Origin of the sequence: Exiguobacterium sp. UBA3491 (assembly GCF_002377745.1) — a bacterium.
Taxonomy (GTDB): domain Bacteria; phylum Bacillota; class Bacilli; order Exiguobacteriales; family Exiguobacteriaceae; genus Exiguobacterium_A.
Genome location: NZ_DFQK01000015.1, coordinates 58,210 through 70,014 on the forward strand (window position 1 = coordinate 58,210; position 11,805 = coordinate 70,014).

Sequence of the window (11,805 nt, forward strand, 5' to 3'; positions counted from 1 at the left end):
GTATAAATGCGCTGCCGCTGATGTTGATTTTGGTGGTGGTAAAGCCGTCATCATCGGCAATCCGGCAACAGATAAATCACCAGAGCTTTTTCGTGCCTTCGGTCGCTTCGTCGATTCGCTCGGCGGACGTTTTTACACCGGAACCGACATGGGTACGACGATGGATGACTTCGTTCATGCTAGTCGGGAGACGTCACGGATCGTCGGCATTCCGGAAGCCTTTGGCGGAAGTGGCGATTCATCGATCCCGACGGCTGAAGGTGTCGTCTATGGACTCCGGGCGACAATCGAGACGTTATTCGGTTCGGACGACTTAAGTCGCGCGACTTATGCGATTCAAGGACTTGGAAAGGTCGGCTTCAAGGTCGCAGAACAACTGTTACTCGCCGGTGCGACGATTTATGTTTCAGACGTCAATGAAGCCGCGCTCGCAGCAATCGTAACTCAAGCCGAAATGGCACCCGGGACAGTTCGCGTCGTCTCGCCTCACGAAATTCATCTGACGGATGCTGATGTCTTCGTTCCATGTGCATACGGTGGTGTCATTCACGCTCAAAATATTGCCCTCTTACCGTGCAAAGCCATCTGCGGTTCGGCAAACAATCAGCTTGCGGATGAACAGCTCGCTCACGTCTTGATGGACCGCGGCATCTTGTATGCACCAGACTATATCGTCAACGGTGGTGGATTGATTCAAGTCGCTGACGAACTGTACGGAGCAAATCACGAACGGGTCCTCCTGAAGACGCGTCACATCTATGACGCCGTGCTCGAAGTCTTCAAGGAATCGCAAGCAGAAAACATCACGACGGTCGAAGCCGCGAACCGGATGTGTGAAAAACGGATGCAGATCCGGGCAAAACACAACAACATCTTCACGAATACGACAAAACCAAAATGGGATATCCGTAACCACTGAAGGAGGGACTGACATGGAGCAACATTTTCCGATTCAACGCATCATCGATGAAGAAGGTCGTATCATCGACGCCTCAAAAGAACACGATCTGACGAAAGAGCTCGCCCTCACCCTATATGAACAGATGCATCGGATCCGGACGTTCGACCGGAAGACGATCAACTTACAACGCCAAGGGCGCCTCGGCACTTATGCACCGTTCGAAGGACAAGAAGCAGCGCAAGTCGGTAGTGCACTGGCGTTGTCAGAGCAGGACTGGTTATTCCCGACGTACCGAGATCACGGTGCGACGTTGACGTTCGGTGCCGACATGGTGCGGACCCTTCTCTACTGGAACGGTCGTGTCGAAGGTTGCGTGCCGTCTGAGAAACACATCTTCCCTCCTGCCGTTCCGATTGCGACGCAAATTCCGCATGCCGTCGGCGCCGCGTGGGCGGAAAAACGAAAAGGTACGACGAACGTCGCGGTCGCCTACTTTGGTGACGGGGCGACGTCTGAAGGCGACTTCCACGAAGGGATGAACTTCGCGAGTGTCTTCCAAGCACCAGTCATTCTGTTCAACCAAAACAATCAATTCGCGATTTCTGTTCCGATCGAAAAACAGATGCATTCCGAAACGATCGCACAAAAAGCGATCGCCTACGGGATGCCAAGCGTCCGAATCGATGGGAACGATGCATTTGCCGTCTATTTCACGATGCAAGCAGCCGTTGCGCGTGCCCGTTCTGGCGGTGGACCAACATTGATCGAAGCCGTCACGTGGCGATTTGGTGCCCATACGACAGCAGACGATCCAACGAAATACCGTGATCAAGCCCGCTCGCGTGACCGGGTCGATCCGCTCGATCGACTTGAACAGTTCTTACAACATCAAGGCTACTTTGACGAAACCTGGATGCAACAGCTGCAGGAACGGCACCAGGCAGAAGTCGAAGCGGCAGTAACTGCGATGGAGCAATTCAAGGCACCAGACGTCAATGATCTGTTCGACCATACGTACGCGACCTTACCGGTTGATGTCCAGCAACAAAAAGAAGCGTATCTGCTAGCAAGGGGGAAATGAGATGGCAACACCAATCAATCGTCAAACAGAGATGACACTCGTTCAAGCTGTCACGGATGCCCTGCGGACAAAATTGTCGGAGGATGAGACGACACTCGTTCTTGGAGAAGATGTCGGAAAAAACGGTGGCGTCTTCCGAGCGACGGACGGCTTACAAGAAGAGTTCGGTGAAGACCGGATCGTTGATACACCGCTCAGTGAAGCCGGCATCGTCGGTACATCGATCGGTCTTGCCATCAATGGCTTTAAACCGATCGTCGAGATTCAATTTCTCGGCTTCATCTACCCTGCCTATGAACAAATCATGACCCATGTCTCTCGTATCCGGATGCGAACGATGGGGCGCTATAGTGTGCCGATGGTCATTCGTGCGCCTTATGGTGCCGGCATCCGGGCACCGGAAATCCATTCCGATAGTACGGAGGCGCTCTTTACATCAATGCCCGGTCTCAAGGTCGTCTGTCCGGCGACACCGTACGACGCAAAAGGGTTATTGATTGCTGCGATTGAAGATCCAGATCCCGTGTTGTTCCTCGAGTCGATGCGTAGTTACCGTTTATTCAAGGAAGTCGTACCGAGCGAGTCCTATACCGTCGAGATCGGAAAAGCGCGCTACGTCAGTGAAGGGACGGACGTGACGTTGATCGCTTGGGGGGCAATGGTCCAAGTGGCTCACAAGGCAGCGATGGCTGCACAGGAACGCGGTATTTCTTGCGAAGTCCTCGACTTACGGACGCTCTATCCGCTTGACCGGGACACAATCGCTGCTTCCGTTCAAAAGACCGGTCGTGCCGTCATCGTGCATGAAGCCGCAGCGATGGGTGGTCTCGGGAATGATCTCGTCACGTTGATCAACGATACGGCGTTTCTTTATTTACGGGCACCAATTGCCCGTGTGACAGGTTTTGATGTTCCGGTTCCACTGTTCGCCCTCGAAGACCATTACATTCCGACGCCGGAACGAGTCCTTGCGACGATTCAGCGTACGGTCGAGTTTTAAGGAGCTGAGTCCCATGATCGAAGTCAAGTTACATGATGTCGGGGAAGGTATGACGGAAGGTGAAATCGCCCATTATCTCGTTCAAGTCGGAGACCACGTCACGACCGATCAACCGGTCGTTGAGGTTGCGACCGATAAGATGGTCGCTGAACTACCGGCTCCTGTCTCCGGAATCGTCAAGGAAATCATCATTCCGGTCGGTCAGACGGTGCAAGTCGGTACGACGTTGTTGCACATCGAAGTAAGTAACGCTTCTGAAGTGCCGGTCGCGGTAAAACCTGAAGTGTCGCGCGTATCTGAACCAGCGCCTGTCGCCGTCGCGGCCCCACCTGCTCAAGCATCTCCATCAAAACGGGTCCTTGCGACACCGTACACACGAAAAATTGCTCGTGATCACGGAATTGATATCGAATCTATCACGGCCTCCGATCCATCAGGTCGAGTCTCGGAGGACGATGTGCTTCGCTTCGTCCAGGCTACTACTGCTCCACAAGAGACAGCTACACCGATTATTGAAGAGGTCACATACCAAGAAACATCACCGGAAACGATTCCGTTTCGCGGCATTCGTAAGCAAATCGCGAAAAAGATGACCCAGTCGCTGTACACGATTCCCCATGTCACTCACTTCGAGGAAGTCGACATGACACGTTTGCTCGCATTACGTGCCGAATGGAAAGCAGCTGGACGAAACATTAACGTCAATGCTTTCTTCATCAAAGCCTTGATCGTTGCTTTAAAAGACTACCCCGTCTTCCATGCCAAACTCGATGAAGCGAATGAATGTATTCGATTAGAGCGGGATTTCCACTTTGGCATGGCAACCGAGACACCAGACGGGTTAATGGTTCCTGTCATCCGTCATGCCGATCGGCTCTCACTGACGGAATTGCATGATCAACTGATCTCGTTGCAACAACGTGCTCAAAACGGTGCCTTACGTGCAGCGGACTTAAAGCCAAGTACCTTTACGATGAGCAATGTTGGTCCACTGGGCAGTACGGGGGCTACACCAATCATCAACTATCCGGAAACGGCATTGATTGCCTTCCACAAGACGAAAAAACGAGCCTGTGTCGATGAAGACGATCAAATCGTCGTCCGCTCGATGATGAATTTGTCGATGTCGTTCGATCATCGCGTCGCAGACGGGGCAACGGCTGTTGCCTTTACGAACCGATTCGTGTCACTGATTGAACATCCGACTACCCTACTTTTGGAGTTGATCTAACATGGTTGTTGGCGAACTTACACAAGAACGGGATCTCCTGATCATCGGTGGGGGTCCCGCAGGTTACACGGCAGCGATCCGTGCTGCGCAAGGCGGTCGTAAGGTGACACTGATTGAACAAGCTGAACTCGGTGGACTTTGTTTGAACCGAGGCTGTATCCCGTCCAAGGTTTATGCGCATGCGGCAGAAGAAATGTTACGCTTGCCTCATCTTGAAGACCTTGGATTCACCACCCCTACTGTCCATGACTTCAGTAAACTGAATGCTTACCGCAATCGTGTCGTGCAGCAATTACGTCAAGGTGTCGTCGCCCTCTGTCAGGCGAATCAAATCGAGCATATTTCTGGTGCAGCTTCCTTCCTGTCAGAGGACCGGATCGGCGTCGAGTCGGGACATCAGTTCGATACGTATCGATTCCAAGATGTCATCATCGCGACCGGTAGTCACAGCATCCAGTACGAGGAATCGTGCCGACTGAATGCCGAACAGCTTTATCAACTCGAGCAGTTACCAAACAGCTTATTGATCATTGGCTCCGACACATTAGCACTTGAAGCCGCAGCCTGTTTCCATGCGCTCGGTACAGAGGTGACGTTGTTTGCCGATCAATTGTCGCTTGAACCAAGCCTTGAAAAGGAACTAAAGCGGACATTCAAAAAACAAAAAATCCGTCTCGTGCCGGATGTCGTGACACGGATCGATGCTTCAATGGACGCGACCGTCACGGTCATGAAAAACGGTGAAGAAGTCACCTATCAGGGCACCTATCTATTCCAATCCCTTTCCCGGATTCCGAACAGTTTGACTCTCGGTCTCGAACGGATTGGTGTGACGCTTGCAGAAGACGGGACGATTCCAGTTGACGCAACTGGACGAACGAATCAACCGCATATTTACGCAATCGGTGATGTCACACCAGGTCCACAGCTCGCCATCCGTGCGATTCATGAAGCGAAGCGAACGGCAGCTCACTTGTCCGGTCAAGACGTCGATTCAACGACACCGTATAATCCGACGGTTCTACGGACCTTCCCACCGATCGCTTCGGTCGGGATGACGGAACAAGAAGCGGTCGAAGCTGGACATACTGTTCAGAGCGGACAATTCCCACTGAATGCAAACGGAGCGACGACGATTGAAGGTGGCAGTGGGTTCGTCAAGGTCATTGCTGATGAGCAAACATCACTGATCCTTGGTATTCACATGATCGGGGACGATGCCCATCGTCTCGTCGGACAATTCACCCAAGCACTGGAACTGACAGCGAAACGAGAAGATCTCCTCTTCCCTGTCATGGCCCATCCGAGTCGAAGCGAAGCCTTGACGGAATCAATGGAAGCCTTATTTGGTCAATCGATCCATCTTCCACCGCGGCAACAAGTCGGTTCGCGCGCGTAATCCAAAAGAGGTGCCTCTGCGCCAGAAGCACCTCTTTTGGATTCATCACTTCATTTCGTGTAGAAAGGAAAACATGTCATGGAACTGTACTTCACTCGTTTGCACTGGAATACGCATACGTTTCCGGTCTCTGCTACAGCAGATGGTCTCTGTTATGTTGGCGCTTGGGATGAACCGGAGGAGTTATTCGACGACTGGTCGCGGAAACACTTCCCCCGAGCCGATCGGATTGCTTCTGACACCGCGCTTGCTCTGTATACGGAGCAGCTACTAGCTTATCTAAATCAGCAGTCGACGACACTGTCCTTTCCAATCGCACCAGTCGGTACCCCGTTTCAACTTGAAGTCTGGAATGCTTTACGCGCGGTACCGTACGGTCAAACCGCCACCTACTCCGATATCGCGGAACGTCTCTTCCGCCCGAACGCGACTCGCGCGATTGGCACGGCAATCGGAAAAAATCGATTACTGCTCGCGATCCCGTGTCACCGGATCATTGGCAAAAAAGGCGATCTGCTCGGCTATCATGGTGGACTGAATATGAAGCGGACACTACTCGCGCTCGAGCAACGTCTGTGAATTAAGACTTTTCCTTCCCTGTTCTACCACAAATAAGCCCCGCTTCCCTGTCCAATTGGACACGGGAAGCGGGGCTTATTTCAAGATACTACACTAAAATGATAAGCTGTTTTCCAGTGGTAGGTCTCACCAGGTGATAACAGGATTGATGGAAAATCAGATTCATGGATTGCATTTGGATGCACTTGTGCTTCAAGACATAAACCGAGCGACGGTCGAGCAGGAACACCATGAACTGTATAATCGGTCAGTAGTTGCGTTCCGGTATAGAGCACAACTGTCGGCTGATTCGTCGTGACGTCGACGAAACGACCGGATATCGGATCTGCGAGTCGAAGTGTGTTATCCTGCAACACGAAGGGATGATCGTAGCCATTTCCGACAGCGATCGTCTCGGGATGCTCAAGCGTAATTCCCTTACGAATCGACTGACCGTTCCGGAAATCGAATGGGGTTCCGGATACATCCCGTTGTTCGCCTGTCGGCAAGCCGTCTGGCTGGACCGGTAAGTAACAGTCGCTTGGTAACGTCAAGACATGATCTAACACATCTCGCTTCGCATTTCCAGATAGGTTGAAATACGTATGATTCGTCAGATTGAGTGGTGTCGTCTGATCCGTCACCGCCGACATCTCAAGTGTCAATGTCGTATCTTTTAGTCGATAAAACACATCGAGTGTGACTGTTCCCGGATAACCTTCTTCTCCGTTTGGACTTTTTAAGCGCAAATGGAATAATGTATCCGTCGCTTCGATGACATCAAACCACGCTTGATCAAATCCGTGAATTCCACCATGCAGATGATTCGCCCCGTCGTTTGCGACGAGCTGATAAACGTCTCCCGCTACTTCGAAACGTGCCTGTCCGATTCGACCAGCGACGCGTCCGACGATTGCCCCGAAGTACGGCGAGTGTTGTTGATAGTCTTTCACCGTCTCTAGACCTAAGACGACGCTTTCCAAATGACCATCCCGATCAATCGTCCGGATGTCCTGGATAATGCCGCCATAGTTCCAGAGTGTCACTTCGATGCCTTCCTGACGTAATGTATGTCGAATCAACTCTTTCTCAAGTAGTCGTGTCATCGTTGTTCCTCCACTGGTTGGCGCGTCACGAGTTGAACGAATCGTCCGAACGCCGCCTGACCTTCCTCTGTCTGTTTAAAGACACCACAGTCCTCGAGACCACGTACGAATTTTGCAGCAACTGCTTGCTCGACGTATATCGTGACATCTTGTCCGACATACGCTTGTTTTAGTTCTTGCGCCCAGTCAGCATGAGCGACAGCTACTTCGTCGACTTCACCTGTGATGAACTGTTCGACCTGTTGCAACTCTTGAAGCAGGCGTGCCGGTAAGACTGCCAGTCCCATCACCTCGATCAAACCGATATTTTCTCGCTTGATGTGGTGAATATCGGCATGCGTATGGAAAATACCGTCCGGATGTTCTGCTGACGTCCGGTTGTTCCGTAAGACGAGATCGAGCTCGAATTGTCCATCACGTTGACGGGCGATCGGCGTCACTGTATTGTGTCGCGTCTCACCAGTATGTGAACGAATCTCTTGACTCTCATCCGTGTACGTCAACCATGTCTCATAGACGGTCGTCGCAGCATTGAGTAATGCCGACGCATCTTTACTCTTCAGACGCAACACACTCAGTGGCCAGTGTAAGGTTTCGCCAGTGACTGTCGGCTGATCCGGGAACGTAAAGGATGTTAAAGTTTTTGCTCGGTCCATCGCAAACGTATAGCGTCCGCCCTGATAATGATCATGCGTCAGAATCGATCCACCGACGATCGGCAGGTCAGCGTTCGAACCAGCGAAGTAATGTGGAAACTGCTCAACGAAGGCAATCAGACGTGCAAACGCATCCCGATTGATGACCATGTCACGATGTTCCTGTGACAAGATGATGCTATGTTCGTTGTAATAGACGTACGGTGAGTATTGTAATGCCCACGGTTCTTCCAGCAGTGTCAGCGGAACGATTCGGTGATTTGCACGGGCCGGATGATTCGCACGACCCGCGTAGCCGACATTTTCGACGCACAACAGACAGGTTGGATAGTTCGACGCCGTCGGTGCTTCCGTCCGAGCTGCCGCGATTTCACGCGGGTCTTTTTCCGGCTTCGATAAGTTGATCGTGACATCGATCGTCCCGTAAACCGTCTCTGCTTGATAACGTTTATTCTTAGCGATCCGTTTCGTTTGGATGTAGTTACTCGCTTGGCTCAGTTGATAGAAGTAATCTGTTGCCGCTACCGGTGATTCAGCGTACAGACGGCGGAATGCCGCCGTCACGTCAGACGGACGGGCAACGAAAATGTCCATCACATCTGCTGCGAACTGCTCTTTGTCTTCAAGATGTGCCGGCAACTGCCCACTTACGATCAACACTTCAATCATGTCGTCCAAAATATCGGGAATTGGGCGAGATGGTACGTCTGCCTGTTCTTCAAAATCGGCTTGACCGATTCGCGCTAGAATCCGGTTCCGGGCGTAGATCGCATCTTCCTGTTCAATCAAGCGTTCCTGGATCGCTTGCGCTACTAACTGTTGGATGAGTTCATTCATCACCGTCACTCTCCTCATTCTGTCTCTCTATTAACGAACGCTCGTCCGGTACCCTTCTGGATGATGTGCATGCCAATTCCAAGCATCACGGATGATCGTTTCGATGTCGGTACGTTGTGGTGTCCAGCCGAGAACTTCTTTTGCTTTGGCAGATCCGGCGATCAAGATACTCGGATCCCCTGCACGACGTTCAATGATCCGTTCTGGAATCGGATGTCCCGTCACGCGACGGGCTGCTTCAATGATTTCCCGAACGGAAAACCCTTGGCTTGAACCAAGGTTAAAGACCGTACTCTCGTTTCCATCAGCCAAATAATCAAGTGCTCGCATATGGGCGTCGATCAAGTCCTCGACATGGATGTAATCACGAATACAGGTACCGTCAGGCGTTGGATAATCATCGCCATAGATCGAAATTTCTGACCGTTGTCGGTTGGCAACTTCGAGGACGAGCGGGATTAGATGGGTTTCCGGCGCATGATCTTCCCCGATTTCTCCTGTTACGCGCGCACCGGCAACGTTGAAGTAACGTAATGCGACATAACGTAAGCCATATGCTTGTTCAGACCATCGCATCATCTTCTCCATCATCAACTTCGTCTCACCATAGGCATTCGTCGGACGCGTTTCTGCTGTTTCGAGAATCGGCATCTGCTCCTGTTCACCGTATGTGGCTGCCGTCGAAGAAAAGACGATCTGTTTGATGTCGTGCGCGATCATCGCTTCGAGCAACACTTGTGTCCCGTAAACGTTGTTATCAAAGTAGCGTAATGGTTCTGTCATCGACTCGCCAACGAGTGAAAAAGCAGCGAAATGGATGACCTGCTCAATCGTCTCTTCCGTAAAGACGCGATCGAGAAAAGCACGATCGCGTATGTCTCCTTCATATAGACGTGCCCGCGGATGAACCGCTTCACGGTGACCGGACTGCAGATGGTCGATGACGACGACATCCTTTCCGGCATCAATCAATTGATAGACAGCATGGGAGCCGATATAACCAGCTCCACCTACGACTAAAGTTGCCATTTAGATGACCTCCCGTTCGATTTCACGTGCTCCGTCACCGACCGTCGCCGTATAGAACGTCGCCGGGTAACCGATCCTTGCTTCATATTGTTCGCCGACAGCTTGTTTGAACGCGTCGACTGCCTCGTCTTCAACGATCGCAATCGCACAGCCACCAAAACCAGCACCTGTCATCCGTGCGCCGAGCACGCCCGGTTGCTCCCAAGCGGCTTCGACGAGTGTATCGAGTTCAATCCCTGTCACTTCATAATCTTCCCGTAACGAGACGTGTGAAGCATTCATCAACTGACCGAACGTCTTCAGTTCTCCCGCTTCGAGTGCCGCTAGTGCTTGAAGTGTTCGTTCATTTTCTGAAATCGCGTGTCGGGCGCGACGCATCAAGATTTCGTCTTCCCATGCGACTTTCGTGAATTCTGATGTCGTCCATTGTCCGAGCGTTTCCCGTGATGTGAACTGATTGAGATAAGCGAGTGCTGCCTCACATTCCGCCCGGCGTTCATTATATTTCGAATCTGCCAGTTCACGGCGTTTGTTCGTATTCATGATGATGATCGTATATCCCGTCAAATCGAGTGGGGCATACGTATAGTCGAGCGTCTCACAATCAAGCAACAATCCCGCTCCCGCTTTCCCCATACCGATCGCAAATTGATCCATGATGCCACTATTGACGCCGATATAACGGTTTTCGACCTGTTGACCAAAGCGGACGAGATCAAGACGTGGAATGTCTAATCCGTATAATCGATCGAGCAAGACTCCGATGACAAGTTCAAGTGAAGCGGATGACGAAAGACCGGCTCCGTTCGGGATGTCACCTTGAATCAAGATGTCGCATCCTGTATTGATCTGGTATCCTGCTTCCTGTAGGACTGAAATCATACCCTTCGCATAGTTCGTCCAACCGTGCGTCGCGTCATACGCCAGTTCTTCGAGTGCGACTTCGATGATGCCGTCCTGCTCAAAATTCAGCGAGTAGAAGCGGAAACGTTGATCGTCTCGTTTTCGCGCAATCGCGTGTGTACCGAACGTTAACGCGCACGGAAAGACGTGACCGCCATTGTAATCCGTATGCTCACCGATTAAATTGATTCGACCTGGGGCAAAAAAGCGATGCGTCGACGGTGAGCCAAACCGCTGTTCAAATTGTGCTTCTAACGTCTGGTTTGTCATACGATCGTCTTACCGTCTTTCGTTTTCGTTTGTTGCTCATCTTCTCCACCACAACCAGCAAGGAATGCGGATAATGTCAGGACAGATGCTGCAGCAACGAGTTTCGTTTTTTTGAATTTCATGTAAGAGCTCCCCTTTTATGTGTAAGTAGTCAAGCGTATCGTCTAGCGTGTTCCCCTTCAATTTGTGCTTGTTTGCACCATTCTTCGATCACTTTCGTCTGAATCGGCATTCCCTGTAGCTGAATCAATACGCGGGCAATCAATCGAAGACGGTACGCCAGCGTATCAACATCCGGTCGGACGAAGAGGTATAACTCTCCACCGAGCGTCAAACAACCGGCAGAGCGCATGTGTTGCATGAGTGCGCGTAATTCAATGTATCCGCTCTCATTTTTTCGAATGTGTAGCTCGGATGAACGGATCGTCAGGACCCCTTGTACCGATGACATCCGGAATTGAAATACACCGTCACGTCGTGGTCGGACGAGCACGATATCCTGCTCGTCTGTCGGGACATCGCCTGGACCCTGTTCTGTCATCTGTTGCGTCGACCGATGAAAATAAAAACCGCGGATTGCTCCGTAACGCCCGAAAGCTTCACGGTACGAAACCCATGGATCGTGTGGTTCCATTGCGCGATGCCTCCCTTTCCTGCTTCAGCTTGATTAGCCCCTGCTAACCTGCATCCACCTCCACTTAGTTGACCATGAACTTAGTAAATTAAATTTATTATCTAACTTTATATCGACTATAGCACATCGGTTTTTAACTTGTAAACGGTTTCAAAAAATTATTTTTTGAATAACAAAGGGCTGACTCAAAAGTCAGTCTC

The 11,805-nt window shown here is 51.3% G+C and carries 12 protein-coding genes; 6 read left to right on the forward strand and 6 right to left on the reverse strand.

Annotation, left to right across the window (positions count from 1 at the left end; genetic code table 11):
* The 6 genes from B4F99_RS05235 to B4F99_RS05260 all read left to right on the forward strand — a co-directional run.
* Positions 1–919: Glu/Leu/Phe/Val dehydrogenase family protein (locus B4F99_RS05235; protein WP_290755809.1), on the forward strand; the 919-nt coding region annotated here is incomplete at its 5' end.
* 13 nt (positions 920–932) lie between these two features.
* The gene (gene pdhA / locus B4F99_RS05240; protein WP_290755811.1) at positions 933–1,982 is read left to right on the forward strand and encodes a pyruvate dehydrogenase (acetyl-transferring) E1 component subunit alpha; all 1,050 of its coding nucleotides are present in this window, start codon (positions 933–935) and stop codon (positions 1,980–1,982) included.
* A gap of 1 nt (position 1,983) precedes the next feature.
* Positions 1,984–2,982 carry an alpha-ketoacid dehydrogenase subunit beta gene (locus tag B4F99_RS05245; protein WP_290755813.1) on the forward strand — a complete coding sequence of 333 codons (999 nt, stop codon included), beginning with the start codon at positions 1,984–1,986 and terminating at the stop codon, positions 2,980–2,982.
* A 13-nt stretch (positions 2,983–2,995) separates the two neighbouring features.
* On the forward strand, positions 2,996–4,213 hold the full coding sequence (locus tag B4F99_RS05250) for a dihydrolipoamide acetyltransferase family protein (RefSeq protein ID WP_290755815.1): 1,218 nt from the start codon (positions 2,996–2,998) through the stop codon (positions 4,211–4,213).
* Between the two features lies 1 nt (position 4,214).
* A complete protein-coding gene (locus B4F99_RS05255; RefSeq protein WP_290755817.1) occupies positions 4,215–5,612 on the forward strand; it encodes a dihydrolipoyl dehydrogenase family protein in 1,398 nt (465 codons plus the stop codon).
* Positions 5,613–5,690: 78 nt separating this feature from the next.
* Positions 5,691–6,191, forward strand: coding sequence for a methylated-DNA--[protein]-cysteine S-methyltransferase (locus B4F99_RS05260; RefSeq protein ID WP_290755819.1), 501 nt, complete (start codon positions 5,691–5,693; stop codon positions 6,189–6,191).
* Between the two features lie 80 nt (positions 6,192–6,271).
* Here B4F99_RS05260 and B4F99_RS05265 read toward each other — a convergent pair whose 3' ends face one another.
* The 6 genes from B4F99_RS05265 to B4F99_RS05290 are packed head-to-tail and all read right to left on the reverse strand — an operon-like array spanning position 6,272 to position 11,605.
* Positions 6,272–7,276: an aldose epimerase family protein gene (locus tag B4F99_RS05265; RefSeq protein ID WP_290755821.1), complete on the reverse strand. Its 1,005-nt coding sequence runs from the start codon at positions 7,274–7,276 to the stop codon at positions 6,272–6,274.
* Positions 7,273–8,769, reverse strand: coding sequence for a UDP-glucose--hexose-1-phosphate uridylyltransferase (locus B4F99_RS05270; protein WP_290755823.1), 1,497 nt, complete (start codon positions 8,767–8,769; stop codon positions 7,273–7,275). Before B4F99_RS05270 ends, B4F99_RS05265 begins: the two co-directional genes overlap by 4 nt.
* 30 nt (positions 8,770–8,799) lie before the next feature.
* Complete coding sequence (gene galE / locus B4F99_RS05275; protein ID WP_290755825.1) at positions 8,800–9,798, reverse strand: UDP-glucose 4-epimerase GalE; 999 nt, start codon at positions 9,796–9,798, stop codon at positions 8,800–8,802.
* Positions 9,799–10,971, reverse strand: coding sequence for a galactokinase (locus B4F99_RS05280; RefSeq protein ID WP_290755828.1), 1,173 nt, complete (start codon positions 10,969–10,971; stop codon positions 9,799–9,801).
* Positions 10,968–11,093, reverse strand: coding sequence for a hypothetical protein (locus tag B4F99_RS05285; protein ID WP_290755830.1), 126 nt, complete (start codon positions 11,091–11,093; stop codon positions 10,968–10,970). The genes B4F99_RS05280 and B4F99_RS05285 overlap by 4 nt, the downstream gene beginning before the upstream one ends.
* A gap of 29 nt (positions 11,094–11,122) precedes the next feature.
* Complete coding sequence (locus B4F99_RS05290; protein ID WP_055970124.1) at positions 11,123–11,605, reverse strand: hypothetical protein; 483 nt, start codon at positions 11,603–11,605, stop codon at positions 11,123–11,125.
* Between the last annotated feature and the right edge of the window lie 200 nt (positions 11,606–11,805).